Source organism: Cyanobacterium aponinum PCC 10605 (assembly GCF_000317675.1).
Classification (GTDB): domain Bacteria; phylum Cyanobacteriota; class Cyanobacteriia; order Cyanobacteriales; family Cyanobacteriaceae; genus PCC-10605.
In genome coordinates, this window is record NC_019777.1 from 35,965 (window position 1) to 62,874 (window position 26,910).

39 protein-coding genes and 1 pseudogene are annotated in these 26,910 nt (G+C 32.0%); 30 read left to right on the forward strand and 10 right to left on the reverse strand.

Annotated elements, in window-relative coordinates:
- Window positions 1-19: 19 nt before the first annotated feature.
- Entirely contained in the window at window positions 20-1,192 is a 1,173-nt protein-coding gene (locus CYAN10605_RS19245) for a helix-turn-helix transcriptional regulator (RefSeq protein WP_015221268.1), read from the reverse strand.
- A gap of 305 nt (window positions 1,193-1,497) precedes the next feature.
- Here CYAN10605_RS19245 and CYAN10605_RS17480 point away from each other — a divergent pair, with 305 nt between their 5' ends.
- Genes CYAN10605_RS17480 through CYAN10605_RS17505 form a run of 6 tightly spaced genes read left to right on the forward strand, consistent with a single transcriptional unit; the run spans window position 1,498 to window position 5,491 of the window.
- Window positions 1,498-2,856 (forward strand): hypothetical protein, encoded by a 1,359-nt coding sequence (locus tag CYAN10605_RS17480; RefSeq protein WP_015221269.1) that lies wholly within the window; start codon window positions 1,498-1,500, stop codon window positions 2,854-2,856.
- Complete coding sequence (locus tag CYAN10605_RS17485) at window positions 2,834-3,292, forward strand: hypothetical protein (protein ID WP_015221270.1); 459 nt, start codon at window positions 2,834-2,836, stop codon at window positions 3,290-3,292. The genes CYAN10605_RS17480 and CYAN10605_RS17485 overlap by 23 nt, the downstream gene beginning before the upstream one ends.
- 12 nt (window positions 3,293-3,304) lie before the next feature.
- Entirely contained in the window at window positions 3,305-3,601 is a 297-nt protein-coding gene (gene csx18, locus CYAN10605_RS17490) for a CRISPR-associated protein Csx18 (RefSeq protein WP_015221271.1), read from the forward strand.
- Between the two features lie 44 nt (window positions 3,602-3,645).
- Window positions 3,646-4,638 carry a CRISPR-associated endonuclease Cas1, Slr7092 subtype gene (locus CYAN10605_RS17495; RefSeq protein WP_015221272.1) on the forward strand — a complete coding sequence of 331 codons (993 nt, stop codon included), beginning with the start codon at window positions 3,646-3,648 and terminating at the stop codon, window positions 4,636-4,638.
- 5 nt (window positions 4,639-4,643) lie between these two features.
- Window positions 4,644-4,925, forward strand: coding sequence for a CRISPR-associated endonuclease Cas2, Ssr7093 family (gene cas2 / locus CYAN10605_RS17500; RefSeq protein ID WP_015221273.1), 282 nt, complete (start codon window positions 4,644-4,646; stop codon window positions 4,923-4,925).
- Between the two features lie 44 nt (window positions 4,926-4,969).
- Window positions 4,970-5,491, forward strand: a complete 522-nt coding sequence (locus CYAN10605_RS17505; RefSeq protein WP_015221274.1) for an HAD family hydrolase — start codon at window positions 4,970-4,972, stop codon at window positions 5,489-5,491.
- Between the two features lie 95 nt (window positions 5,492-5,586).
- Here CYAN10605_RS17505 and CYAN10605_RS17510 read toward each other — a convergent pair whose 3' ends face one another.
- Window positions 5,587-6,081, reverse strand: coding sequence for a DUF2808 domain-containing protein (locus CYAN10605_RS17510; RefSeq protein WP_190275037.1), 495 nt, complete (start codon window positions 6,079-6,081; stop codon window positions 5,587-5,589).
- 279 nt (window positions 6,082-6,360) lie between these two features.
- Window positions 6,361-6,801, reverse strand: coding sequence for a class I SAM-dependent methyltransferase (locus tag CYAN10605_RS17515; protein ID WP_241212847.1), 441 nt, complete (start codon window positions 6,799-6,801; stop codon window positions 6,361-6,363).
- Window positions 6,802-6,867: 66 nt separating this feature from the next.
- Between CYAN10605_RS17515 and CYAN10605_RS18005 the strand changes: the two genes are divergently transcribed.
- On the forward strand, window positions 6,868-7,566 hold the full coding sequence (locus CYAN10605_RS18005; protein WP_015221277.1) for a hypothetical protein: 699 nt from the start codon (window positions 6,868-6,870) through the stop codon (window positions 7,564-7,566).
- Between the two features lie 161 nt (window positions 7,567-7,727).
- Here the strand turns inward: CYAN10605_RS18005 and CYAN10605_RS17525 are convergent, their stop codons facing one another.
- Window positions 7,728-9,485, reverse strand: a complete 1,758-nt coding sequence (locus CYAN10605_RS17525; RefSeq protein ID WP_015221278.1) for a hypothetical protein — start codon at window positions 9,483-9,485, stop codon at window positions 7,728-7,730.
- A gap of 118 nt (window positions 9,486-9,603) precedes the next feature.
- Between CYAN10605_RS17525 and CYAN10605_RS18445 the strand changes: the two are divergent.
- Window positions 9,604-10,658 (forward strand): annotated as a pseudogene (locus tag CYAN10605_RS18445) (IS630 family transposase).
- A 19-nt stretch (window positions 10,659-10,677) separates the two neighbouring features.
- Here CYAN10605_RS18445 and CYAN10605_RS17540 read toward each other — a convergent pair.
- The 4 genes from CYAN10605_RS17540 to CYAN10605_RS17555 form a co-directional block, all read right to left on the reverse strand.
- Complete coding sequence (locus CYAN10605_RS17540; protein WP_015221279.1) at window positions 10,678-11,544, reverse strand: hypothetical protein; 867 nt, start codon at window positions 11,542-11,544, stop codon at window positions 10,678-10,680.
- Between the two features lie 20 nt (window positions 11,545-11,564).
- A complete protein-coding gene (locus CYAN10605_RS17545; protein ID WP_015221280.1) occupies window positions 11,565-13,595 on the reverse strand; it encodes a hypothetical protein in 2,031 nt (676 codons plus the stop codon).
- 77 nt (window positions 13,596-13,672) lie between these two features.
- On the reverse strand, window positions 13,673-13,870 hold the full coding sequence (locus CYAN10605_RS17550) for a hypothetical protein (protein WP_015221281.1): 198 nt from the start codon (window positions 13,868-13,870) through the stop codon (window positions 13,673-13,675).
- Window positions 13,870-14,706 carry a caspase family protein gene (locus tag CYAN10605_RS17555; protein WP_015221282.1) on the reverse strand — a complete coding sequence of 279 codons (837 nt, stop codon included), beginning with the start codon at window positions 14,704-14,706 and terminating at the stop codon, window positions 13,870-13,872. Before CYAN10605_RS17555 ends, CYAN10605_RS17550 begins: the two co-directional genes overlap by 1 nt.
- 99 nt (window positions 14,707-14,805) lie before the next feature.
- Here CYAN10605_RS17555 and CYAN10605_RS17560 point away from each other — a divergent pair, with 99 nt between their 5' ends.
- From CYAN10605_RS17560 to CYAN10605_RS17570, 4 genes are read left to right on the forward strand one after another with little or no spacing between them, the layout of a single operon-like run.
- Window positions 14,806-15,294: a hypothetical protein gene (locus tag CYAN10605_RS17560; RefSeq protein ID WP_015221283.1), complete on the forward strand. Its 489-nt coding sequence runs from the start codon at window positions 14,806-14,808 to the stop codon at window positions 15,292-15,294.
- Window positions 15,291-15,446 carry a hypothetical protein gene (locus tag CYAN10605_RS18965; protein ID WP_015221284.1) on the forward strand — a complete coding sequence of 52 codons (156 nt, stop codon included), beginning with the start codon at window positions 15,291-15,293 and terminating at the stop codon, window positions 15,444-15,446. The genes CYAN10605_RS17560 and CYAN10605_RS18965 overlap by 4 nt, the downstream gene beginning before the upstream one ends.
- Before the next feature lie 3 nt (window positions 15,447-15,449).
- The gene (locus CYAN10605_RS19250; protein ID WP_015221285.1) at window positions 15,450-16,124 is read left to right on the forward strand and encodes a glycoside hydrolase family protein; all 675 of its coding nucleotides are present in this window, start codon (window positions 15,450-15,452) and stop codon (window positions 16,122-16,124) included.
- A 41-nt stretch (window positions 16,125-16,165) separates the two neighbouring features.
- A complete protein-coding gene (locus CYAN10605_RS17570; RefSeq protein WP_150109019.1) occupies window positions 16,166-16,483 on the forward strand; it encodes a hypothetical protein in 318 nt (105 codons plus the stop codon).
- 26 nt (window positions 16,484-16,509) lie between these two features.
- Here CYAN10605_RS17570 and CYAN10605_RS17575 read toward each other — a convergent pair whose 3' ends face one another.
- Window positions 16,510-17,841, reverse strand: a complete 1,332-nt coding sequence (locus CYAN10605_RS17575; RefSeq protein WP_015221287.1) for a hypothetical protein — start codon at window positions 17,839-17,841, stop codon at window positions 16,510-16,512.
- Window positions 17,842-17,974: 133 nt separating this feature from the next.
- On the opposite strand from CYAN10605_RS17575, the gene CYAN10605_RS17580 reads away from it, so the two are divergent.
- The 18 genes from CYAN10605_RS17580 (at window position 17,975) to CYAN10605_RS17660 (ending at window position 26,361) form a co-directional block, all read left to right on the forward strand.
- A complete protein-coding gene (locus CYAN10605_RS17580) occupies window positions 17,975-18,337 on the forward strand; it encodes a hypothetical protein (RefSeq protein WP_015221288.1) in 363 nt (120 codons plus the stop codon).
- Window positions 18,338-18,444: 107 nt separating this feature from the next.
- Window positions 18,445-18,660, forward strand: a complete 216-nt coding sequence (locus tag CYAN10605_RS17585; RefSeq protein ID WP_150109020.1) for a hypothetical protein — start codon at window positions 18,445-18,447, stop codon at window positions 18,658-18,660.
- A 199-nt stretch (window positions 18,661-18,859) separates the two neighbouring features.
- A complete protein-coding gene (locus CYAN10605_RS17590) occupies window positions 18,860-19,186 on the forward strand; it encodes a hypothetical protein (protein ID WP_015221290.1) in 327 nt (108 codons plus the stop codon).
- A gap of 112 nt (window positions 19,187-19,298) precedes the next feature.
- On the forward strand, window positions 19,299-19,475 hold the full coding sequence (locus CYAN10605_RS18970) for a hypothetical protein (RefSeq protein WP_015221291.1): 177 nt from the start codon (window positions 19,299-19,301) through the stop codon (window positions 19,473-19,475).
- A 102-nt stretch (window positions 19,476-19,577) separates the two neighbouring features.
- Window positions 19,578-19,868, forward strand: coding sequence for a hypothetical protein (locus CYAN10605_RS17595; RefSeq protein WP_015221292.1), 291 nt, complete (start codon window positions 19,578-19,580; stop codon window positions 19,866-19,868).
- Between the two features lie 5 nt (window positions 19,869-19,873).
- A complete protein-coding gene (locus CYAN10605_RS17600; protein WP_015221293.1) occupies window positions 19,874-20,110 on the forward strand; it encodes a hypothetical protein in 237 nt (78 codons plus the stop codon).
- A 444-nt stretch (window positions 20,111-20,554) separates the two neighbouring features.
- A complete protein-coding gene (locus tag CYAN10605_RS17605) occupies window positions 20,555-20,923 on the forward strand; it encodes a hypothetical protein (RefSeq protein WP_015221294.1) in 369 nt (122 codons plus the stop codon).
- Window positions 20,924-21,030: 107 nt separating this feature from the next.
- A complete protein-coding gene (locus CYAN10605_RS17610) occupies window positions 21,031-21,240 on the forward strand; it encodes a hypothetical protein (protein WP_015221295.1) in 210 nt (69 codons plus the stop codon).
- A gap of 92 nt (window positions 21,241-21,332) precedes the next feature.
- On the forward strand, window positions 21,333-21,560 hold the full coding sequence (locus tag CYAN10605_RS17615) for a hypothetical protein (protein WP_015221296.1): 228 nt from the start codon (window positions 21,333-21,335) through the stop codon (window positions 21,558-21,560).
- A gap of 149 nt (window positions 21,561-21,709) precedes the next feature.
- The gene (locus tag CYAN10605_RS17620) at window positions 21,710-22,015 is read left to right on the forward strand and encodes a hypothetical protein (protein ID WP_015221297.1); all 306 of its coding nucleotides are present in this window, start codon (window positions 21,710-21,712) and stop codon (window positions 22,013-22,015) included.
- 181 nt (window positions 22,016-22,196) lie between these two features.
- Window positions 22,197-22,538 carry a hypothetical protein gene (locus CYAN10605_RS17625; RefSeq protein ID WP_150109021.1) on the forward strand — a complete coding sequence of 114 codons (342 nt, stop codon included), beginning with the start codon at window positions 22,197-22,199 and terminating at the stop codon, window positions 22,536-22,538.
- A gap of 57 nt (window positions 22,539-22,595) precedes the next feature.
- Window positions 22,596-23,096: an SLOG family protein gene (locus CYAN10605_RS17630; protein ID WP_015221299.1), complete on the forward strand. Its 501-nt coding sequence runs from the start codon at window positions 22,596-22,598 to the stop codon at window positions 23,094-23,096.
- A gap of 104 nt (window positions 23,097-23,200) precedes the next feature.
- Complete coding sequence (locus CYAN10605_RS17635) at window positions 23,201-23,509, forward strand: hypothetical protein (protein ID WP_015221300.1); 309 nt, start codon at window positions 23,201-23,203, stop codon at window positions 23,507-23,509.
- A gap of 62 nt (window positions 23,510-23,571) precedes the next feature.
- On the forward strand, window positions 23,572-23,814 hold the full coding sequence (locus tag CYAN10605_RS17640) for a hypothetical protein (protein WP_015221301.1): 243 nt from the start codon (window positions 23,572-23,574) through the stop codon (window positions 23,812-23,814).
- A gap of 71 nt (window positions 23,815-23,885) precedes the next feature.
- Window positions 23,886-24,410 (forward strand): hypothetical protein, encoded by a 525-nt coding sequence (locus CYAN10605_RS17645; protein WP_015221302.1) that lies wholly within the window; start codon window positions 23,886-23,888, stop codon window positions 24,408-24,410.
- A gap of 222 nt (window positions 24,411-24,632) precedes the next feature.
- On the forward strand, window positions 24,633-25,370 hold the full coding sequence (locus CYAN10605_RS17650) for a hypothetical protein (protein ID WP_015221303.1): 738 nt from the start codon (window positions 24,633-24,635) through the stop codon (window positions 25,368-25,370).
- Between the two features lie 235 nt (window positions 25,371-25,605).
- On the forward strand, window positions 25,606-25,794 hold the full coding sequence (locus tag CYAN10605_RS17655) for a hypothetical protein (RefSeq protein WP_015221304.1): 189 nt from the start codon (window positions 25,606-25,608) through the stop codon (window positions 25,792-25,794).
- Between the two features lie 234 nt (window positions 25,795-26,028).
- Complete coding sequence (locus CYAN10605_RS17660) at window positions 26,029-26,361, forward strand: DUF4326 domain-containing protein (protein ID WP_015221306.1); 333 nt, start codon at window positions 26,029-26,031, stop codon at window positions 26,359-26,361.
- 35 nt (window positions 26,362-26,396) lie between these two features.
- On the opposite strand, the gene CYAN10605_RS17665 is transcribed toward CYAN10605_RS17660, so the two are convergent.
- Complete coding sequence (locus CYAN10605_RS17665) at window positions 26,397-26,906, reverse strand: thermonuclease family protein (RefSeq protein WP_015221307.1); 510 nt, start codon at window positions 26,904-26,906, stop codon at window positions 26,397-26,399.
- Window positions 26,907-26,910: the final 4 nt, after the last annotated feature.

The window sequence follows — 26,910 nt, forward strand, 5'->3', positions numbered from 1 at the left end:
TCTCCCTTAATGGGGGAAACTACGATGTTTTGTCTAGTTTTTGGTAGCGTTGGGAGAGTGCGATCGCACCTTCTTTATGTCTATCCCGTAAATCTTCAGGGTAAATAACTTCGACACAACTACCATAACTCTGTAACCAAAATAAAAATTCATTAAGAGAACGGGGAGGAAGACTTATAAAATAATCGAGAAATAAAATTTGATTATTATAGTTATCTTTAGTAACTTTTATTCTTTGTTTAGAGTGTCTTAAATCTCCTTCCAAAATAAAATTAGAAATAGGAGGATAAAACCTGACTTTAATTTTTTCCAGTGTCAGTTTTCCTTTTAATTCTAATTGTTGTTCCTCTAAATTACCTAAGTTTAATCCCCAACCATTAGTTAATAACTGTTCAACATTTTTCAGACATTCTTTTTGAGCTTGAATATTTCTACCCGCCGGGGATAATAATTGAAAATAATCACTAAAACGGTTTAATCTTCCTATAATTAAATGACCATTAGCACAGTTTTCATATACTAAATACCAAGCAATATTGTAATAAATTAACTGTATAGGAATGACGATTTCTATGCCGATATTTCCTTGATTATAAAAATCTTTTTTGCGACTAATTTCGATAGTCTGTCCTTTAATAATTGCTTCTTCTAAAGATGGTATATGATGATATAAAGTCTTTTGATTATTTCCCTTTAAAATCATTTCTTTAGGATCTGTATAGTTAACGGCTCGGTTATAATTTCTTTTGATGGGATAGAAAAAATCATCCTTTGTCTTTAACTCTAATCCTCTAATTCTTTTTTCTAATTGTTGATAAATTTTTTTGGCTGTGGCATCTCCTTGATAATTTGCCATAGACTCTAAAGCATCAAAAGCGGTTTTAAATTCGGGTTTAGTCATAACGCCAGTACCGAAATAGTAACCCCAACGATACATTCTTCTTTCTAAAATATTGTATTCTCGGAGAGTTTCTAAATCTTTTCTGAGAGTGGCAATGGCTGGAGGAGGAATGTCAATATGATATTGTTGGGCAATGGAGATGATTTTTTCTTGCAGTTGATGGATAACGTTGGTGTTGGAGTCTTCTTCTGTGCCGAGGTTGGGATGATTAATGATAGTGAGGATTAATAACATTAATCGTTGAAAGGATTTTAAATCGCTATGGGGATGTAGAGTTGGTTTTTTTGCCATAGAATTTTGAAAAATTTAATATTAATCATTTTAGTTCATATCTGATAAAAGATTTATAAATAAGAAGTTTTGAGAAAAAAAAATCTTTTAATGAATATTAGCTTATGAGAGTTATTTGTTTAGGAATGGGTAACAATAGTGACTGTTGAGGCAAACTTAGAAAATTAATACCAAGAAATCAATCATTCTAAAATCGCTTTCGTAGGTTGGGAAGTGCGATAGCGTAACCCAACACCAGTAAACCCCTTTGCAGTAAGCATCTACAAATCTACAAATCATATCCCTTCATATTGTATTGATTATCTATGAATCTATCCGATAATTTTGATAAGGTTCGCTCTGATATTACTTGGCTTATCTCCACTCGCCCTGATTTGGTGGCAAAGGCTAAACTAATCGCCCAAGGTAAATACGATCCTAACCAAGACAATACTCTTGATAATAATGATAAAAAATTTCTCCGTTGTTTCCTTAATTTAATTATTGTTAATCCTAATGATTTACATGGTAAAGTATATGTAACCGATAATGTGGAATCTCGATCGCACCTCACCGCTAGTTCCATCACCATTGCTAACTGGATTAATGGCATCTCTAACTTTCCCCTCTTTTTCTTTTTAGTGGAAACTACATTTTTACCTATTGTTGGAGGAATGGGAGCGATATTAGCCACAGGAGCGGTTTTAGGCATTGGTAACACCTTTGGTGCAAGTGTGGCGAAATGTCGCAAAGGTAATCGTAGTTGGTCATTATGGGGTGGTTTACTGGCTTTAGTAGGCTTAAACGTCATACAAACAGGGGCTACTGGTATCGGTGTAGAAATGATGAATAACCGCTCTGAATTGAACCGCATCTATGCAACTAAAATCGCCAATAATTATTTAACCGATAAAGAAAATCAAATTACCTACCTACAACAATCAGAAAACCCCATCTACCTTAATGTTAAAGAAAGATGCGATGTCGGCACAACTCAATTTAATACCCTTCCCCCTAGGCATCCTAACCGAGATGCTTTATATGTGAGTTTATACGGTGCTTTTGCCCAAAAAGATACTAACTGGAACAATTTACCCTTTGAAAAATTACCCGTTTGTCGTCAAGTTACCCGTTTAGAAAACGAAAAAAATCAAGAATTAGAAACTGCGATTTTATCTTATCAAAACCTCCTAACCGAACGTAGTCAAACAGGATCAGATTTAGTCTTTTTAGAAAAATTTGCCCTCCAAGTCTTTAACGAACATTTTACAAATCAACGAGAGATCAAGTCGGGAACAATCCTTGTGGGGTTAGCCACTACCGAAGTATTTAATAAACTATCTAAGGGAAAATGGACAGAATTAGGTCTTTCTTACTTCATCTTTATCTTATCAGCTATTACCAGTATAGCCTCCTGCGTGATGGCATTAACCCACGCCCTCAGTAAAGATGTGCAAAACTCGTACGATCCCCAATTACAAATCATTATTGATGACTACTTTCAAGAAATGAGACAGGCTTTAATGATAGCCCAAGCCAACGACACCCATATTATCTCCGAACTAGATCCAACCATTCAATCTTTAGAAAACAGCTACCACTATGAATATGAACCTAACGACATGGGAACAGGAAATATTAATCACCCTTTACCAGAAGGAAATGAAAAAGAATGGCAAAATTGATTTACCGACAATTCAAGCCTTAGTTAATCAATATCAGGAAGGAGAAATAATCCCTTCTCAACCCACCCCAGAAACCACTCCTTCCCCTAATCCTTCTCAATTCTCCGCTAATTATACGAAAATTAACTCTGACAACAACACTATTAATAATACGAATGTTACTAATGTTCCTCCACCAGAAAATCCACCTGTGAAGATAGAAGCGGAAATCATTAATGAGGATAAAGAGAAAAAAGCTCCTATTTCCGAAACAATCACCGTCAATAATGAAATTCCCATTGATACTCAACAATTAGAGAGAATTATTTTAGAATTACAATTAACAGAAACCGCTCAAAATTTAGCTAAACCACCGAAGAAAAGACTTAAATCACCGCATTTAGGAGAAATCGAAAAGAGATTAAATCAATTTATTTACAAAAATAATAGTTATTAATAATAAATAAAAATGAATAATCGATTCAAAGGAAGCCTTGTGAAAAATATTGCTTCCGCCTTTATTAATGGTTTAATTACCCTTTCTCTACTTTTAATCGCACCTTTAGGATTAGCCGCCGTTATTTTTAATACCATCGCTGTGACGATTTCTACTTTTTTGGTCACAATGGTTTTCGATGCTATTGCGTTTTGGTTACAACAATCTCAAGATCCACGATATTTAGATCGCCCTTTAGATGGACAATTTCAGGGGGGAATAACCAGACAAAATGATCCTAATTATTTAGATAGAAGCGATCGGCAATAAGTACAGGCAAAATATACCACTAAAAGTCACTCGAAGGTATCAAAATGAAAACAGTATATATTTCTCAACAGGGATGTTATTTATGCTTAGAAAAAGAACTAATATTAGTCAAAAAAAATAAAGATATAATCAACCAAATTCAGTTACCGTTAGTAGAGCAAATTTTAATATTTGGTAAGTCTCAACTCACTACTCAATTAATTAGAAGTTGTCTGTGGCGAGATATACCAATTCTCTATTTATCACGAATGGGCTATTGTTATGGACGCATAATTGCTATTGAAAGAGGTTATCGCCAATTATCTCGTTATCAACAACAACTGGAATTTTACGATCAATTAATAGTCGCAAGAAATATTGTTTCTGCTAAAATTAAGAACTCAAAAACCATCCTGCAAAGACAGCAAAGAAGAAAAGAAAATCTTGAATTACAACAAACAATCGATAGTTTAAATTATCTTTGCCAACAGGCTGAAAAAGCCGATAGTATTGAGAAACTATTTGGTTATGAAGGTGCTAGTGCCGCTAGTTATTTCTCTGCCTTTGGGCAGTGTTTTAATAACCCTAGTTTTATCTTTTATTCTCGCTCTCGTCGCCCTCCTGGTAATCAAGTTAACGCTCTTCTTAGTTTTGGTTATCAAGTATTATGGAATCATTTATTTGCCCTTATTGAATTACAAGGCTTAGATCCTTACTACGGTTGTTTACATCAAAGTAGCGATCGCCATGCGGCTTTAACATCAGATTTAATTGAAGAATTTAGGGCTGGAATTGTTGACTCTTTAATTCTTTATTTAGTTAATAAAAATATCATTAATGCCGAGGAAGATTTTGTTTTTCGCAATGGTGGTTGTTATCTTAATGATAATGGTAGAAGAAAATATTTACAGGCATTTGTGACCAGAATGGAGGAAATGATCACAAATGAACAGGGCTATAAAGAACCAAGATGGGATTTATTAATGCAACAGGTGAAAAAAATAAAACAATTTTTTTATAGTCCAGCTAACACCTACGAACCCTATTTATTAAGATAAAAATAATGCTATTTTACCTAATTTGTTATGATATTCCTGATGACAAAAGAAGAAAAAAAATTGCAGATATTCTTGAAGGCTATGGCTCAAGAGTTCAATATAGTGTGTTTGAGTCTGTGTTAAATGCAAAACAATATAAAGAATTGAGAAAAAGATTAAAAAAAGTTTTTAAAGAAAATGAAGACAATTTGAGATTTTATCCAATTTCTGCTCATACTTTGAAACAGATGGAGATATGGGGGCAAAGTTCGGAACTGACAAATCCCCCTAAATCAATCATCATATAACTGCGACCCTCAACCAAAATGACCTCAAATTAAGTAAATGCGTTGTGAGCCTCGATAGCATACTAGACAAGACTTTTAAATTTGACTTTGACCAAACATTAATTGATTCTCGACAAGCAGAAATTTATCGTAAAAATAGAGAATGGTCTAAAGTGTATGATTTAATCCCCCAATTATTACCTTATAACGGTATCAATGAATTATTGTATAATTTAAAGTCAAATAATCTAAAAATAGGGATTGTAACCTCAAGTCCTAAAAATTATTGTTTAAAAGTAATTAATTATTGGGGATGGCAGATAGACAGTATAGTCGCTTATCATGATACGGTATATCATAAACCACATCCTGAGTCACTATATAAAGCAATACAACAATTATCAGGTGAGGCAAATTCTGTTATTTATGTAGGTGTTCAAGAAGATGATATTATTGCATCTAGTCAGGCAGGAATTTTATCTGTGTATGCCACTTGGGGGTTAACAAAAGTCAATCAAAATATTAATGCCGATTACATTTTTACTCAAGTATCACAATTGTCACAATTTATTTTGGATTTAATATAAAAGTAGATCAATCAACATTAATTTTACATTTATGGCAAAAGGAATAGTATAAATAAAATAGAAATCGTCATATCAATCATTAATTTAATGAATTGTTAAAATCTTCCCCCCGGTTGGTCAAAATGAAATCTTGCAATACCCAGATATAAACCACGAGGATTGTTCCCTTGTGGATATGTTGTGACACCATATTGATAAATACCCCCATAAAGAGGATTACGAGTTTTTACTTCTAGTTTTAATGTATTTCCTGATGGAATACTTGGTTCTAATTCAATAATAAGTTCATTTTTATTATCACTAAGATTATTTATTGCTGTAACATTAATTTTTTGTTGATTATTATTAATGATAAAAGCCTTTGTTTGGTCTGGGAAAAAATCTATAGTTTCCATATTTGTTTGCTGATTAATAACAATCTTTTGCAAGGAATTTACTGCATTTTGAGGTATTTCAATTTCAAAAATATAGGTTGAAATAACATTAGGTAAAGTAAAAGTCGTATGTGTTCTTGCTAAACGGGGAGAGGCACGAAAAAAACTAATTTCCTCAGCATAAACAAATCTAGGAGATGATTTATATATAGACAAAACTAGAGAAAATAATATAATAGAAAAAAAAGAATATGATAAATATTTTTTTAAGGTTAACTTCATTGTCGTGTTTCGTATTGGTTTAGTAAACAAAATAAAGAAAAATAAGAGAAAAGAAAACTATTTATAATCATTAAATTAAGGGTTGTATAGAGTGGAAAGTAAATCTTTAGCTCAACAGTTAGTAGAAGAAATAGGGGGGGAGGTAATCGTAGATTAAGGTTTTCTAGCTAATCCATTAATCCATTGTAGAGGTCTAGTGTTATCTTCCGTTAACTAGATGTTGATAATGTCTAAGTCTGTGAGTAAATCAGCTAATAATTGCTCATTATAATCACAGAAAAAGCGATTAGCCTCGATTCTTTCCTCCGTGCCGTACTTAAAGGATAAGTATAGGATTCCCTGAAATTTGAGAGCATTGATAATCAGAGAGAGAATAGTAGATATTTTAGTACGAGGAACATGAAGTAAAGAAGCACAAGCCCAAACACCATCAAAATAGTTATCATAGTTTAATTCGTCAAAAGTCATTAAGAAAGTTGATTGTCCTGTTAATTCAGAACTTAGTTTGACCATCTCTGCTGAACCATCAACGGCTGTTACCTGATAACCCTGCTTCAGAAAATAAGGAGTATCTCTTCCTGAACCACCGCCTAAATCTACTATTTTACAATGCTTCGGCAATAAACTCAGAAACTCTCTGTAAATACTTCTCATGTAAATATTCACAGTATTATGATAGTATTTAATTGCATTGTTCTTATAATAATCGAGCATTGAGATATGTGGTTAAATACAATAAAGTTAAGTGATTTGCTTTTTTTGGTAATTATAGGATTGAATTTTATTACAGAACCGTCAAGATCTTTTCCAGCCCCTTCACTATATAAACAAGGTGGCATAGATGCTAAGTTTGTTAAGGACAATTTTTATCCTGAATCTTCTACTGATAACATCTGGACAAGAAAAATAGATTTGAATAACGATAAAATTCCAGAAATATTGGTTGTTAATAGTAACCGTAAGTGGTGTGGTAGTGCAGGGTGTGCAACCAGTGTTTATAGTTATCTTAATGGAAAATGGCGAGAAGTACTCAGTTTTACGGGGAACGGGGTAACAGAAAGAAATACTACGACCAGAGGTTGGAAAGATCTTAGTGCCTCTCCCAATGAAAGAATTAATCCTGTATGGGTATTTAACGGTGAAAAATATAACGTAGGTTATTTATTAGATACTAAACATAACCTCAAAATTAACCCGCAGGATAGTTCTGCAAATATTGTCAGGGCAACAAATGCTTTTGATGGAGCAGGAACAAATTATCCTGTCAGACAAAAATTAACAAATAATCAATCAATCTTTCTTCACGGTTTTGTAAAAACTAGGTCTGGTCAAATATGGTATGTTGGTTATGCTAGTGAGGCAGATAGATATAATCCTTTTTATGTAGAGAAGTCCAATATTCAGATCAATTTAGAATAGGGTAGGATATTCAAACATTGGTTGCCATGAACTGTTTATTAATATTTTATTAGGTGAGATCTCCTCTAATTATAGGTAAAAGTTCTCATTATAAAAAAGAAAGAAAGAGAACCCAAAACGTAAATTAAGATGGATTGAACCCACTTTAGTTAATGGTTAATTTACTGTTTCACCCACCATTGAGGATCAAGCACATTTTGAATATCATCATCGGTATAAACATCAGGGTCAAATAATGTTGCTTCACTCATCAAATTATTTTTCATCTTTGTCGTGAATATCCTCATGGTTTTTGTTTCTCCTATCGCCACTTTTCCCCGATACTTTTCCCCGATAATACCCAGATGATGAAACCCAACTAAATTAGTTGCTAGTGAACTGCTCATTTCCAGAGACAGATATTGTTTTCCCGAAAGATTGAGAATATAAGCCCTTACTTGTACTGTTTGCCCTTCCCATCGCCATCCGGGTGTTACCCATTTCCCATGTTGACAGCCATAGGCAATGATCATATCGGCTGACTTTCCTTGAATATCTGTTAGAGCATCAATAATTTCATCCGCAAATAACATGAATACTAATCCTGCATCTCCCGTATCAGCTTCGTGGGCTACTCTCCAAAATGAGGCTACCCATGACTCAGTTGAGAATAGTTCCCCATTCTTTCCCTTTGTTTCCAAAATTATCGGTTTCATTGCTTTAGTGGACTCAGCTACTTGTCTAATTTGAGTAGTATCTCCCTCATTTTCATCCTTCCAACGTACCGCTTGAGCTATTTGTTGACGATATAATTTTCTAATATTCATCGCATAATCCATTTGGAAATCATCAACGGATACATCATTAAATAATACATCTCGATAATTTCTGGGTTTAGATGCTACTTGTAAGTCAGGAGCAGTCCAATAACTATTAACGGTTTTGACTAATCGACTAATGGTATCCGTTGCTTCGGCAATTACTTCACAAGAACGTATTTTATAACAATCGGGATTTTTGAAATCAGATAGCCACGGAATATCTGCTTTAATCATATCCAAATATTTTTTTACTACATCTAATCCTGTTGTATTATTTGGGTAAGCTGATTTAATACTATCTACCGCTATTTGTAATTCTTGGGAGAGAAAATCAATAATTCTTCTTTCTTCTTTTTTACCCTGTAAATTAGGAATTTCTAATATGTGATATTCTACTCCTGCACCTCTTGCTCTTCCTAATAAACTTGCGACGACTCCCGTTAAATCATTCATACTCCCAATCGCAACTTCTCTTAAATCACCTTTCAATGGTACTTTAGGTAACTTCTCCACTACTGGTGATTCATCAAAACGAGCGATCGCCTCTCTCATAGCAGGATAAGCAGAGGATTTAATTAATTGGACAAAATCACCATCGGTATCTCTCCCAAGAGAAAGTAATAGTAAACGGGGAGCCGCCATAATTCCTTCAGCATTAACAAAATCACCCTCATGACGATTTTCCCATAATTGACAATCCCCCCAATGCCTCATCGGGTTACAAAAGACGATGTATTCTCCTTCTCTAAAATCAGGTGCACAAAATACCTTTCTACCCTGAATCCGTCCATTAGGGAGTACCACATGATAATGAGCTAAACTTTCATCAGGTTGAGTCATAACTGAGAAAAATCTTACTCCAGCCGACTTTGCTAAATTTAACCATACCGATTGCATTCTTTCTTTGACTCGCCTAACTACATAGGGATGTAATAATAAAACTCCTTTTTTATCTGCCCTAATAATACGAACCATAGTATTTTCATATTCAGCAATGGACTGAATCTCATCGCCTTCGTCTAATTCTGCTTCTGCGTCTTCCTGTTCAATTCTCAATACTTCTGCTAATCGAATAATGTTGTTATAGGCTTGGTTTAACTCTTCTGCTTTCTTAATCATTCTTTCGATAATTTTATCTTTTTGCAAAACCTCAAAATTAAACCACTGATATCAAATCCGCTTAATTGCACATGGTATAATCAAGAGGATGTATATTTGTTGTCGTAGATTTTGACCAATGCCTTCAAGAATCAAAATTGAACCCCATTTAAGTTTACAAGAATTAGAACAAGGGTATCGAAAAGCCAAACAAGGGATTGAAAAAATTCACTACCAAGTGATTTGGTTATTAGCACAAGGGAAACGAACCTCTTATGTTTCCCACGTTACAGGATATAGCTTAAGTTGGATTTACGAACTTGTTCGTAGTTATAATCGTTCGGGTGCAAAAATGTTGGGGGATCAAAGACAACATAATCGGGGTAGAAAACCGTTATTAGACGATCAACAATTAGCTCTGCTATATCAAAGATTACAATCACCCCCCGATGATCAAGGACTTTGGAATGGTGTCAAAGTCGCAAAATGGCTCACTCAACTTCTAGATCGTACTATTTCTCCTCAAAGAGGATGGGAATATCTTAAAGGATTAGAATATCGTCTCCGATGTCCTCGTCCAAATCATCAAAATTCTAGCTGCCTTGAACAAAATGAATGGAAAAATCAACTAGCAGAAAAAAAAAAAAGATTCAACAAGAATATCCCGACGCGGACGTTCAAGTGTGGGCTGAGGATGAGCATCGTTTAGGACTCAAACCAGTATTGAGAAGAGTATGGGTAGAAAAAGGTTATCAACCGATAGCTACGGTCAATTGGCGTTTTCAATGGTTGTGGTTATATGGCTTTGTGGAACCAAATACAGGAGAGACATATTGGTGGCTACTACCATATGTAAATACTGAATTGTTTAATCGAGTCTTAAAAGATTTTGCACAGCACTATGAAATAGGTAAAAACAAAAGGGTGATTTTAGCAATGGATCAAGCTGGTTGGCATCCGATTAAAGAAACGACGGAAATACCAGAGGGAATCCACGTTATGCTGATGCCTTCTCACTCTCCAGAATTACAACCGGCAGAACGTTTGTGGCCATTAATAAATGAGGCCATCGCTAATAGGACATTTAAAAATTTAGAAGAGTTAGAAGAGGTAGTTATTAGTAGATGCAAAAAAATTATGGAAGAAAAAGAAATAGTTAAAGGAATAGCCAATTTTTATTGGTGGCCTAATTAATATCTTTTAGTGTGGCTAATTAAACGGATTTGATATGAAATAACATCCACCCCGGTTTTGCTTTCCTTTTCTCTGCTTCAAATACCAAGCCCATCAATATTTTCCCTTTATGCACCCCTAACTTCGGTTTATTCCCCTTCAATGATGATAATGGTATGACTAAATCAATTTTGGCTTCCTCTTCTAATCCCTGAATAATACTCCCATCATAAGTAATATCTAAAACTGGATTATGTGCGATCGTTCCTTTTCCTACCCATTTACCAAAAAAAGCGGCACGAAATTGTATTGGTTTGCGAACATCAACAAAACCACCAATATGATTAATAACACCATCTTTATCTCTAGGAAGTCCTAATAACTCCATTAACTCAGCACTAGCTTTGGCATGGGAATCACCCGTAAACCAATGATAATTATTGACAGGATCGTCCATATAATCGCCATTTTCATCACGGTTTTCATCATCAACCACTAGATAATAAATGTCTTTATAAATTAATTTCTTACACCCAGTATGGACGATTGAACCATAAATAATGCGTTTCCAATCTTCACCATAATAATAACTTCCAATGGGGTTTTGATTGAAAGTAAAACGTCCGTGAGTACGAGAATTACTGGCTAAGTCCAAATATTGTTTCGGATAATTAGACGGTACAAAAGGATTTAGCAAATTTGGGTTTGTATCCGTCTTTTGAATCTCTCCAATCGCCATTAACAAACGGGGATGCAATCCAGCTAATAAAATATTGCGTAGAACAACAGGAGGACTCCCTGTCCATTGCATGGATGCACAATCCCAAACATTCCATGTAGTGACGGTTTTTAGCTCACCGATACTACCATCGGTAAAATATAGTTCATTAGAAAATCTCGTTGTCATAAATTGAACTCAGGTATTAATTAATCAGCATAATTAGGGTCAGAATTAGATAAATAAATAGACACACTATAATTGGATAATTCAGGATTATTCGTGGCAAATTGCAGATAATATTTTCCTGTTTCTAAGGTTGCTTGTAGTTGTCCTGTCTCATTGTTATTACTATGGGCAATAATACCATTTTCATCAATAATCGTGACCATTACCCCACGATGAAATAAATTAAGATAGCTAGTTTCTTCCAAGGTAAAAGTACAAACATCTATCAATCCTTTTTTGATGTTATTTTCGATGGTACTATGTCCTAAATGAGCGGTAGCATAAACATAACCCATTTGCCAAGTTTGTCCCGTATTTCCATCGGTTTCCCACGGTTTTAGCACACCAAAATCAAAAGCAGTGGCAAAATCATCTCCTAAATTTCTCAACGTTGGAGCGATGGGGTAGGGTGGTTCACTATAAATAGGTTCAAATTCATTAAAATCCGTCGTACTGATATTTAATTGATAATCTTCTTCTATTGTTGACTCTGTATAAAGATTAAGGGCATATTCTCCCATTTCTAAACAAATTACTAATCCACTCACATATTCTCTGCTACAAACCACTTCTAAATCACTATTGGTAATCTCTATAATTACTGGTTTATCTATCTCAATCGTTAATTCTTGAGGTCGATCGCACTTAATAAGAGTATGAAAAACAGTAAAATCAGCCCCCAATGAAAAATTAATCTCACCACTATTAATCCCTTGAGCAGTATCAATGAGAAAGGATTTACTGGTTTCAATTTTTTCTAAGCTAACGATTTCAAAATTAGTGGTGCTAGTCTTACTCTGCTCATCAAGTACAATAATTGCTAATTTATTCCCCTGAATATTTATATCCGTAGTTGTTTCAGGGCTAGTCCATTGAGTGGCAGAGTATTGAATAGTGGCATTGGTCGTCGTCGTTAATAATTCCAATGTTTCACCATCATAGAGATATACTGAATCAAAGTTAGTTTTATCCGTGGTTTTTAATCGCCATTTCAGTCGATATTGTCCTTGTTCTAAATTCCATACTGCATAACTACCTTCAGTAAAGTTCGACACTAATAAATTCTTTAATACTGTTAATTCTTCTTGTATATAAGCAGGTACTTCTTTTTCTTCTAAACTTAAATCAGAAATGATTGTACTAATACTACGACTATTTGTACCAGTAGAAATAACAGCGGATCTACGATTCGCTATTACTCTACCCAGGGATTCATCTGGTATTAATGACAGTGGTTGGGGGGGAATAAAGTCTAAATCTTTGACTCGGTTTACTTCACTGATGATAAATTCTGTAATTCCACTCCGTTTATTAGAGTCGATCGCAATTAGATAAATATAACCATAAATTACCTCTACCTCAACAGTTTTTGACTCAGTATTACTATCCGTAATAGTAACTAATTTTTCTCCGTTATAAGCCAATAATAAATCATTTTCATTACTGTCTTTTCTTGCTAAATCTACTCGGAAATTATAAACTCCTATGGGTAAATTATTTAAGACAAAAGCACTGGCTTCAACTCCATAATCTCGCAGATAATCACGATCATTAAATAACTCATTACCGACAACAGAAATCGGTCTTCCTTTATTGGTACTCAGAGTTAAAATACGATTAATAATATCAATATTTACATTCCCAATCGTCCAATAACTGACAGGATGAGGAGGAGAAGGAATTATATTGATTTGTTCAATATTGACGGTACTAATATCTTTTGTCTCAATAGGAAAAAGGATGAAGCCCCACGAATTAGACTTTATTTGACAGTAAATTTGATTAATCCCTTCTTTTACTTTTACTTCTGATATTTCTTGGTTATCAAATAATAATAAAGTTAGATTATTAGCATTTTTTACATTAATACTAATTAGCAATAACCCATTAATATCAAATCGAACAATATCTGCTTCTTGACCATATTTTTCTAAAGGTAATTGATTATTAAAATAAGCATTATTGATAATATTAATATCGGTTTTATTTTCTGCTGTTAATAATGTATTCATCTATTTTTCTCCTTTGATAATAAATTGAGATAATTTTTTAGACACAGCATAGTTCTTAGTTCATAAAAGAGGTGAGTTTAAAATGGAAAAGGAATAAAGATAAGTAAATCGCCCAAACCCTCTTTCAATATGCCTTCAATTTGGAATTTGGGGGGATAACGCATATCCAGTTTTTCAATGGTAATAATTTCTTTTTTTTCACCATTACTCGGTTTTACTATTTGAAAATAATACTCACTATCATTTTCTTCTGTAAAAATTCCGTATTTACTCATTAGTTTGTTAAAGAAAAAATTTCTTGTAATAAATAAGTACGAGTGATATTATCTGATTTATAATACATAGGAATTTGTTTCCCCTTGAGCATTTTTTTTGCAGTATTTATCAAATAATTGGCCGTTAATCGTTTTGGTTTTTGTCCCCATTTTGGTTTTTCATTCTGATGAATTATCTTTAATAAACACTCTGTGAATAAACCGTGATTTTCACCCTCGAATGCCAATTGATAATCTTGACAGGCAGATAAACAAATAATATTTGCTTTTAATTCTAAATTACCTTTTTTATCAGCTAATTTGTCTAATTTTTTGATTAGTTTATTATATTTTTTATGGTCAGACCAAATTTGATTTCTGACAGTAAATGATAAATTACGAGGATGTAATATTTTTCTTCTTTTCAATGACTTTACCATTGTGCCAGAATGACAAGAATCTGAAATTAAAACTATTTTTACTCCTTCATTAAACTTAGTCCATAATATTTCTAATTCATCATCTAATATTGGTTTATCATAGGCTATCCAACATTCATCTAAACTATCTTCTTCATCATGATTTAAGTCGGGAATTTGGCTACCATGACCACTATAAGTTAAAAAGAATACATCTCCAGATTTTAACTGTTTAGCACTATTTTTTATTTGTTTAATAATGTTATCCGCCGTTGCTGATGATGATAATAATACTTGAGAATTGAAGCCTTTTGACTGGCTAATTTTTTCCCATTCTATTGCATCATTTTCACAGGCTAATAATGGAGGTATTTCTACTCCATAATATTCATTATCTACCTTGTTTATGCCTATATGTAAAGCAATTCCTTTACTCATTTTATTGTTAATTTGTTGTACTTAATCTTAGTATAGTAATTAATTATTTATTTTTTTTTATTGTCTATAATGAATAGTTAAAATTTGTCGGAATAATTTATGAAACTAGATAAAATTGAAGCTATTATCGCTATTATTTCTTTTATAGTTACACTGATTTATTCAATGATTAAGTTTCTTGTTAATCAACTAAATAAAAAATTAGATTCTCTCAAAGACGAGATTCTTCTTGCAACTAAAGATTCCATGAATAGATTTATGAAAAAGAATGAGGAATCAAGGACTATATTCTATGAAAAAATTAATAGTAACCTCAACAAAATTAATAATGAGATTAATCTAATCAAAAATAATTACGACCATCAGAATATTTTAATCGACACAAAAATGGCGGCAATGAATCAGATATTTTTAGAACAAATAGCAAATGTAAAAACACAATTAAATGAACTAGAAACTGAACATGAGGAATTAAAAGAAAAAATAAATATTTCTGATGAATATAGTCATCATAGTAACGATAACTTCCATCAAAAATTAGACAATCTACAAAAATCCGTTGATAGTTTATCTCCCCATGATAAATGAAAATTGAATGGCTTATTTTTTATGCTTTATCGATTTTATTAATTTCAATTCTCTTTGAGAAATCTATCGAAACTCAAGCATTAGTGGCAGAACTTCTGAAAATATTTATCTCTGGTTATTTAGGTTATTTAATTCGACAATTGAAAGAATAAATTATGAGTTTAAAACAGCTTAAAATTACTAAACATTTATCGGAATTATCTTCTGAACAAATTAGAGAATTACAACTTTTATTGAATAATTGTGGCTACGCTTTAATTGTTGATGGTATTTTGGGCGATCGCACTACTAAAGCCTTCAATAGTTTTAAGAAACAAAATTACTTAGAGCATCCTAATCTGATCGGAAAAACTACTATTAAAAAGCTACTGCAATTTAAGCCGAAACAGAGACAAGTTAATCAGGCGGGAATGGAATTAATTAAAGAGTTTGAAGTCTTTAGACGTAATGCTTATTTATGTCCTGCTGGTGTGCCAACAATAGGTTATGGTAATACTTTTTATCCTGATGGGCGAAAAGTTAAATTGGGGGATACCATAAGTCATTCTGAAGCTGAAGAATTATTTAAGATTACTGTTGATACTTTTGCTAAAGAGTGTGATCGTCTTATTACAGTACCAGTAAATGATAATCAATTCAGTGCGTTGGTGAGTTTCACATTTAATGTTGGGGTGACTGCTTTTAGGGGTAGTACCTTATTGAGAGTCTTAAATCAGGGAAATTATCAAGAAGCTGCCAATCAATTATTGAGATGGAATCGAGCCGGAAATAGGATATTAGAAGGATTGAAAAGGAGAAGAAAAGCTGAAAAAAAATTATTTTTAAGTTAATTCATCTTACTTTTAACTTTTAATTTTGAACTGGAACTAAAGTGATACCGAAAAATCATCATAAATCAATCACTATAGCGGAGATGGAATTAATCATTAGTCTCAAAAAACAACATAAAACGGTGGCAGAAATTGCTAATAAATTAGGTCGATCATATAATTCCATTCGTTGCTTTACCCACTACTATAATTTACCGCCTTCTCGATGGACAGAAAAAGAAAATGAAATTCTGAGGGCAAACTATTTTCATACTCCTGCAAAACTACTGGCAAAAAGATTAAATCGGAGTCTTCGTAGTGTTTATGTTCAAGCTAATAAATTAGGATTGAGGAAAAATCGTATTAAATATGAACTATGAATTATTTTTTATTTCTTTGCTTTGTTCTAATCGTTTGTAAAGAAATTATCTATTAGACTTACATAAGGGGAAAAATTCATTTCTGTTTCTAATTTTGTTAATATCCGTTGTTCATTTGCAACATCTACACCATAGACTACTTTATCCTCATACACCGAAAACCCGTATAAATGGGGATAATTTTTCCCACTTTCCATTTTCATCTTTTCTCCTTGATTAACAATAGTCTCATATATTTCTTTATTATTACTATTCTCTAATATTAAATAACTCATATCTGGCATTTCTCCCCCCATTCCGAATAAATATAAATGCTCTCCCAATTTTTGATTACTTCTGATGCCGATGATAATAATTACCGCCGCAATAATAATCCAAGGGGCAAACGCTGATAAAAAAGTCCATGCCATGCCACCCATCCCCGTTGCTCTAAATACTACTGGTAAAACCCCCGCATTCGCTCTTAACACATGACCTGCAAAATAATTTGATGCGATCGCACCTCCACTTCCTAAATACTTGAGTACGATAGAAGTAACAGTATGGGATAAAGCAGGGAGTAAATTGCGGGAAACAGGAGCAAAAAGGAATGATTGTAAGAAAAACTGAGCTATTTCATTGAGAATATCTACTATTGCCACCATACTCGGATTAGTTAACGTTAATCCATTTCTACTTCTTAATTCGTAATTCGTAGTTTGTAGTTCATAGTTCGTAATTCGTAAAGGATTAAGGATAAAGTTTTTTAACTCTCGACTATTATTACCATTAAAACTAAATCCGATTAATCTACTTACTTTTTCTAGGGTTTTTCTAACTCTGTAAAACGCATTTTGAGCTGTTCTTCTTAGCTTTCCTTTTAATTGGGAGATTGCATCTTTTAATCTATTAAAAGTATCAAAGAGGAGTTGTACAGATTCTTCTTGCCATTGGTTCATTAATAGGGAAGGACTTTGCCCCAAATTACCATTTATTGGTGGTTGAGTTTGGTTAATTACTGTTTCCAGATATTTTATATCAAGGGTATTATTATAGGCTTTTACGACATTTTGGTATAAAGAAGTTTCGTCTTCTAAACCATTTAATAATTGACTACCCCTCGTATATAAATTATCATAAGTTTCCGAATTAAATGCTCTATTTATACTATGTATTGACTTTAAAAATATTCTAGGTATATTAATTAATATATCAATTATATCAGCATTTTCCATAACACTATTAAGGAATGCTATCGGTGGTAATGTTTGGATAATTGCAATGGGAGATAACTTATAAAAAAAATTTGATGACCCTTTAATTAAACTAGGAATAAAATCATTTATCTTGAATATATCTTTTTCTAAATAAATATTCATTATTTTATTTATATTAATCTTTTATAATATTTTTATTATATCAACAGCTATTAATGAAAAATTAAATAATTTCAATTTTATCGGAAATGTTTTCACCTTTAGATTATGTTGTTTAAAATAAAAAATAATTATCATGAATAAAATTACTTTTGCTGGAATAAAAGGCGAAGTTATCGAACAATCTGAACATGGAAATTATCTTCTCGTTAAATTGTCTAATCGTATCTCTATTGTTGGTACTTTTAGCAATCAATTTCATTGGCAAGAAATTCACGAATCTGAGTCTGGTTTTAAAAGTTTTATTACCTATATAGGGTTTAACAGCGATCGCATCCAACAGAAATATTTAGAGTTAATAAATGAAATGGGTGGTTATGTTCGTGAAAATGAAGAAAAAAGAGCAAAGATGAGAGTAAAGGGAAAATTTCGTTATGAAATGAAAGTAAGAAATCTCAATGCAGATCATGTTTTAGACTTAATTGCAACTCAAATTTAATAGTTTAACTTCTGATACTTTAGTCCTCAATTTGAGGGCTTTTTTTAATGCGAATCGGTCAAGGAACTTTCGTTAAGAGAGAGTGTTGTTTTCAAAAGGAAAATACTATGCCTTCAGTATTATTTTATCAGGGTGATCGACCCATCTACGAAGACGAAGATCTTGAATATCTCGAACATCTTGAATATCTTAAATATGAGAGAGAAAATTGCAAAACTGATTATTGGTTTACTTTTGAAAGATTCCCTATTGCATGGTGGAATACTGAAGCAACCAGCTATTGTTTACCAGTCGAAATAGAACCAGAATATATTAACGAATAAGAACTGCGGCTCTAGTATCATACTAGGGCTTTTTTTATTTCTTTTTAATCGATCGCACTTATTCAATGTGGATCATCTCTTTATTTTCTGAATTTGCTATACACCTCATATAAATTATAAATATCAGAAAAACCAACTCAAAACACATGGGTGAGGGAGCTTTCGCCAAAAGAGTGTGTTGTTTTTTGAGGTCATAATTATGGCTATTAATATTCCGAATCGTAACACAAAAATCTTAAGCCAATTAATCGATGGTCTTCGTATCATTGCTTGGCAAGAGTACAAGAATGAAAATCGTGATTCCGAAGTGAAAGGTTTAGACTTATATGAGCTTTTCAAAGAAGAATGGGTTAATCATGAAATTCATAAAATGAGTTTAGCTGAATTAAATAAATTTATGGCGGAACTTAGATATACTCAAGCAGATTTAGCAGGGGTTCGTAGTGAATATTATCGTAATCGAAATCAAAATAATAATAATCAAAATCAGCAACCAATAGAAGCGTTAGGAAATATTCCTTTCTAAATTAGTTGTTTTTGATTTGTGTTTAGCTCTAGTCATAAGATTAGGGCTTTTTTTATTCAACTCGTTAAGAGAACTTTCGTTAAAAAATTATGTTGTTTTTAAAAGCAAAATCATGAAAATTGAATTAGTAATTAATGGCAAAATTATCGAAATTTTAGAACAAGATAAAGAAGACAAACAAATATGGAATATCGAAAGTGGTAGTTGGCTTTATGGTAATGAAATTGTCGATTATATTAATTGGCGATTCGATAATCCACCAGTTTTCCTTGATGATATTCCTTGGTAATTAATAATTTTTAGCTCTCTTTATGAGGGCTTTTTTTTATTCACAGAAAAGAGAAATTAATGTTTTCACTTGCAGTTCATGATGTTTATTCAGTCATGAATTATGCAACTATTTCAAATTAATAATAACTTTCCTGAAGCTGATTTTTGGTTAATTAATAAGAGTTCGATCGCACAAATAGGAAAACCAGTAAAAGAATACCGAAGCTGTTTAACGGGAATTAAATGTAATGAACAATTAATCTTACCAAGTTTTGGATTTTATGCTTGTTTACATCTTTATCAAACAGGAATTTGGCGAGGTTATGGACGTTCTTGTATTAATCTTGTGTCTTTAAGAATTAAAGATATTCGTAATGTTCTGAATAATTATTTTGTTATTCAACGGAGGTAAAATAAATGATTAATCTTAATATCTACAAATCTCACAATAACACGTGGTATCTCGATGCTCGTGGATGCAACAATGTCGATTGGATATTATTACATCCCGACTTAAAACCTTATGTAACCTTAGATGAAGATGGTGGTTTTATTACTCTGGAAGGAATGGAAACTTTGGGCAAAATTGCACTCTGCGACAAGTTTAATCATCATATTTATATTCCTAGAAGATTGGCTGAAATTATTATTTAGTCAAAATAATTAAACTTATTAACTCTCCTACACGGGGAGTTTTTTTTATGACAATTTATTTAATATCTGATGGAGATAAATACAAAATAGGAATTAGTAAAAATCCTTATAAACGTTTAAAATAACTTTAAACTGGTCATCCTCAAACACTGAAATTAATTAGAACTTTTGATTATCGATGCCAAAGGCACAGCGTAGCTGACCAAGAAGTGGCACTATGCGATCGCACGGAAAGATAACAGAAAAATTTGTGGAAAAAAGGATTCATTATCTATTAAGAAGATTTAAAATTCGATATAACGGAGAATGGCTTTATTTCCGAGATTATTCTGAGTTAATTTAGATTATTACAGAAATTTTAAATCATTCCTCACTGTTAATATTTACATCTTACTTGTGAGGGAAACTTTCGTTAAGAGAGTATGTTGTTTATCAGTTTAAATTATGACTATTGTAATGATTTCTGGTTCTCGTTCTGTTAGTGAATTACCATCTCCTGCTCTTGATAGTTTAAATAAAATTATGGACTTGGGTTTTGATGTTGTAGTCGGTGATTGTTCCGGTGTTGATAAATTAATACAAGAATATTTATATAATCATAATTATCAGAATGTAACTGTCTATCATATCAACAACAAACCTCGAAATAATATCGGCTTCCAAACTGTCAAAGTAAAAGGTAGAAGTTATAGTGCCAAAGATATTGCGATGTCTGAAATTGCTGATTATGGATTGGCTATTTGGGATGGCAAAAGTAAAGGTACTAAAGCTAATATCGAGCGAATTAAGAAAACTAAAGTAATTACTGTTTAATCTGAATGCTCTCCTTCGGGAGGGCTATTTCATCTGATGTTTTCACTAGTACAAAATGATTTTTTAAGATGAAATAATTATAAATACCCTTATTAAGGAAGTGACAAATGGAATATCTACAATGGGAAGCCGCAGTAAATAAAAAATTATCTAAATATTTTTCTCAACGTATTTTAGATAAATATAACAGTAGCTATGAGCATCTATTTAATAACAATCAGACACCACAGGAAGCATTTGATTATCTTTATGAGTATATCAATGATAGCGAAGATGCACAACAACCATTTTGGTTTGACATGATTGGTTTTGATTAAATTTTCATAATTTTAGCTCTCATAGGAGAGCTTTTTTTATTATTAATGTTTTCACTTAAAGAAGATGATATTTTTAATAAAGAGGTCACAAAATGATAACAACAAATAATAGAGAGGAAACACTTCGTTTACTAAATTTAAGTTGTGCTGAGTTAATGGAAAAGCCAAATCGGATTTATCGTATAGCACAAGGACAGTTGTTTTTAACAGAAGGAAATATGACAGTTTCAATTAATTTATTTGATCCTATTGAAGTTCGACATTTAGAAAAGTTAGATACTTTAATGATTAATGCTCTTGATATTTATTCAAGATTATAAATATTGATTTTGAACATTATTTTTCGACTATTAGCTCTCTTATGAGGGCTTTTTTTTATTAGAAGGCAAAGGGTAGAAGGGATATTCTTACTTTTTATTTGAATTAATGTTTTCACTTATTGATGATGTTGTTTAGAGAAAAGTAAATTATGGAAACTCAAATCACTCTACGGATAAAAGAGGAAATAAAAGTTAATATTACCGTCTTAATGTTAGATGTTTTAATTCCTAATTATTACGATGAATTAACTCCTGTTCTTGGTATTTATGAAGAAAATGAATTTAAAAGTACGATAGGATATTGGCTAGTTTCTGAATGGTTATATCGTCAATTATTGGCACATCATCAGCCCGTAGTAAAGTTTAAAAATCTTTATATTTGGGGAAGAATGGGAACGGGTTATTCTCTCAACGATGAAGAAGTTTTAATTACTATTTTTGGAGGAAAAAATTAGTGAAATTTATTAGAGTATCAAAAAATGAAAAACAGGAAAAGATTTTTTTTATCGTTGCTATGATTTTTCGTTGGCTAATTTTCATATTCAGGATTCATTTTCTTATCAATTAAATTTAATATTTAACTAAAAATATTTTCATTTAATGATTTTAATTTTCAATAAATTAGAGGGAAAATTAATGAATAAACCTAACGATGTGATTAAAACTATGATTACTCAATTCTGTGGAACTATTGACAGATTAGTAATTATGTTAGGAACAAAAAAAGTCATTTATGATAATGCTACGGCAATGATTAAATTTGATTTTAAAATGTGTCATAAAGCTACTCTTTGCTCTATTCGATATGATTACGGAATGGATACTTATGAGATGGAATTTTATAAGTTTAATAGGAAAGGAATGGAGTGGGAAACTGTCAAAACTTTTGATGATGTTTATTGTGACCAACTCACTGAAATATTTGAAGATTTTACGGGATTAATTCTTAATTATCGCCCTGAATTTATCTCTTTTTAAATATTTTCATTTATTGATTATAGCTTCCTTCGGGAAGTCTTTTTTTTGGAGGTAATTATGAAATTTGCATCTGTTACTGGTCATCGTTATATTGTAGATAATTCCATGAATCGTAAAGCTGTTAATCATTTAATAAATTTAGCAGTTGAAAGCGGAATTGAGAAGTTTTTAGTAGGAATGTCGAGAGGAGCTGATTTTCTCTTCGCTAGAGTTTTATCCGAAAGAAAGTTAAGTTGGATAGCCGTTATTCCTTGCACTGACCAAACTTGTTTATGGAATGAAAACGATCGCACCCGTCATAAAGGATTAATTGATAAAGCTGATAACGTAATTATTTTGAGTAACGAGTATAAACACGGTGTTATGCACCATCGAAATGAATATATGGTTGACAAATCAGAAATGTTATTAGCTATTTATGATAATTCGGTTTCAGGGGGAACGGCTCACACTGTAAATTTAGCTTTAAAGAAACATAAAAGAGTAGTTCAATTTAATCCTAAAACTTATGAATTTTATGCTATCAAATCTCGTCAATTATCACTTAATCTTTTCTAAATACTTGTACCTAAGCCCGGTCGAAATATTAATTTAATTAATCTCCCTTCGGGGAGGTTTTTTAGGTTCATAGTTCGTAGTTCATAGTTCTGAGTGGAGGTTTTATGCAATTATCACTTAATTTAGACCCAATTATCAAGACTAAAAGTGAATTTTATAAAGGTTGGGAAATAGTTGCCAATCAGCGACAAAAAAGGCAAATAATTCGAGAAGGGGTAACTAAATTATACCAAGAAAGATATAACCAAAATTGGTCAGAATTTAAAGTTTATTTTTACTTTGAAACTATTATTTATCGAGCAGGGATTACACGATGTATTTGCGGTGAAAATTCTGGTTGCCAAGATTTTGATATTGCCATTGAATGTACTAAGAAATTTATCGACCATTTTTATGGTTATTTAAGTTCGTAATTCATAGTTTATATAATGTTTTCACTTGTTGATGATGTTGTTTTTTTAGGACAAAAATACCTATGAAAGTTGACATCACGGACTCAGTTATCCAATCTGCCGATGATTTAATTGACCTCGGTTTAACTGATTGCGATCGCACCCTCTTACAACAGGCGATTATCAAATGGATTGAACAATTTATTGATGAATTACCTGATAATATCGAATGGTATAAATATAATGATCGCACCTTAGCAGAGTATATAAAAGAAGCGGAATATCGAACTGAACAATTAGCTTCTGAATTATCAATAGCGAGTTAATTAGAGAAGGAATTAAGGGAGAATTTTCTCTCTTGATTTCTTTTTTTATCATAACAAAAAGGAGTAAAATAATGTTAAATATACCTCATCATAAAGTCAGAAATCAGAACTCAGAAGTCAGAACTAATTCAAATAAAAGTAAATTAGAGGAATTAATTGAATTAAGAAAGAAAGTAAATCAGTTAGAGCAATTAATTCAAGAAATTATGCCTCTAGCAATATCAGAAGCCATAGACATTATGGGTAATGAAGAAACTGTTAATGGTAAAAATGTGGTTTATTCTCAGAAGAATAAAGGTAAAATAACTGTTACTTTTCGCAAACAATATCCCACCATCAAAGATAATACCACTCTTAAACGATTGGATGAAGATATTAAAGCTGAATTACAACTCTTAACTCAAAAACATTCCTCTCAATTATCTAATCTTGATACTCAATTAGCTGAACTAGATAACACGATCGCACAACTAGAAACAGAGAAGGAGAAATTAATGACAAATAAACGGTTAATTAACTTGAAAACAAGATTTAATACTGAACGGGAAAATGGGATGGAATTAGTGCCAAATTTATCTGTTTATATTGATAAATAATCATCGTATCTTTATATTATTTTAGGGGGTAGTTTTACCCTCTTTTTTTTATATTATCGAAATTATTTAATAAGAAAAATTATACAATTATCGATATTAGTTATAACTTATAATTCATAGTTTGTAATTTGTAGTTATTTACAGGATGTTTTCACTTGTTAAGTTTAGCTTTTTTGAAAAAGAAAGTGAACCAAAAATAGAAACTTAATCGAGGAAAAAAACATGAATATTATTACGGAAAATGGCTTTGCTGTCCGAATACCAGAAATACCATCTCGTTATCGAGCGAATTGTTCCAAAGATTATGGTTGTTTTGTGCATGGTGATACGAAAGGAAAATCTTCTCGTCAAGCGGAGAAAGAAGGATTAACGAAAGGTCATTTTGTGGAAATGGCGTTATGTTGGGTGGATAAGAAGGTATTAACTTTTGAGCCTAATTATATTAACGAACCATTTACCGAAATTTGGGGTATTCCAGTAGCCGGTGAAATGAAGACTCAATTTCCTGATAATGCGAGTGAATTATCGACATTTTTAATTCATCGTCAAAGTAAAGACAAATTATCAGCATTGATTGAATTATTTAGTCGAGAAGCGTTCACCCAATGGGTATCGGAAGGAATGAATGGAGATGCAAATGAGTTTGCGATTAATAAAGCAAAAGAGGCATTTTTCACGAATATTTTCCGCTTTGAAATGACCCAAAACGAATGTAAATACGGTGTTTATTACTATCTCAAAAGCAGTTGTCGTAAAGCTGAAAATGAATTAGAAAATAAAGCCTTAATTATCGCCAAAGAAATTCATGAAGAACAGTTGAAAGGATTGGGATATTGTACTGATTCTCGATTAGAAATTAATCAAGAGAAATCTTTATTAATAAGTGCTGAAAATAAAGAAGAAATCGAAATCGGTCAATTAAATGGTAAAGCTAAAAAGGCATTAACCAATGCTAAATAATTCTAATTAATACTTTAGCTCGGAGAGTAATCTTCGGGCTTTTTTTATTTCAAAAGCTGAGACAATAAGGCTTCTAATTTCTAGCTTATAACAGTTATCGAGCGTAGTCGAGATGCTAAGTTCTTAGTTCGGGAGGCTTTTTTTATTCTTCTAATGTTATTAGTTCGTAATTCGTAGTTCTGAGTTCATAGTGTTTTCACTTAGAGAATATGTCAATTAAATTAAGGAAAAGAAAATGGAACTAAACGAAATTGTAAAATTAATAAATATTCGCATTGGCATCATTAATAATACTCAAAAATATATTAAACAAATGAACAGTGACGGATGGAGAGACATTATTCGTGAAAATGAAAGTCGCATTCAAACATTAGAACAATTAAAAGAGGATTTTGTTCAGAAAAACAATGCTCATTATCAATAAAAATATTTTTTCTAATCTTAATTCAGCTATTAATTATTATCTCAGTTTATCTGACTGTCTTATTGTCGCAGGAGAGACAGAGTTAGTTAATCTGTTCTGGGATAAATTATGTGAATAATGTCCTGAATTTTAAATAGAAGTTTAACGGATATTAGCCCTATTAGGGGCTTTTTTTATGGAAATATTGTTGATAAAACTATCGTTAAAAGAAGGTGTTTTTTTCAGGGATTAAAAATGATTAAAATAATTAAAATAAATAAATATAAAAGATTAGTAAATGAATATTATATTGGTAGAAACTTTGGAAACTTAGAAGGTAGTGTATTAGGGAATAAATTTAAAATTAATAGAGATGGAGATAGAAAAGAAGTAATAGAGAAATATAGAAAATGGTTATGGAAAGAAGTGAAAAAGAAAGAAGGAAAAGTATGGAATGAATTGATGATGTTAGTCAAAGAAGTAAAAGCGGGTAAAGATATTTATTTAAGTTGTTGGTGTAAACCATTAGAATGTCATGGAGATGTAATAAAAAGCTGTATTGAATGGTTAATAAAAGAAGGACATTAGAACCCTTTAGACCTAGAATTTCTCTGGGTCTTTTTTTATTTCTTATTTCTTCTTCGCCATTCCCACGGGTACTCTATCTTTTCCCCCCACAGTCCTACTTTATTCTTTTGTGCGATCGCTTCTGCTTCTTTAATTTCTTGATAGTAAGGACAATCATCTTTATAGCGGTGGTAAACAAAGGCTTGACCAGCTTCTACTTGGGCGAGAGGAACTAAAACATTCCCAGCCCAAACAACAGCGATGGTGCGTCCGAAACGGTCTTTTCCCATGATTTGTAATTTAACTCGGTTATCATGAGTTTGAAGGAGAGAAATAAGGAAATTTAGATCGCTCCGTCCCCCTTGTTGACCGATTTCTCTGGCGTCGATACAAGCAAAACGAACCTTTAATTCTTCATTTTCAGGACGGCGGACACGCATAGTATCACCATCATGAACGGAACTGATTTGATATTGAGTGAATTCTTCTGACGGGGAATTAGATAAAGCATCAAAGACAGAATAAACACAGAAAATAAAGATGAAAAATCCGATTATTTTATTCATTATT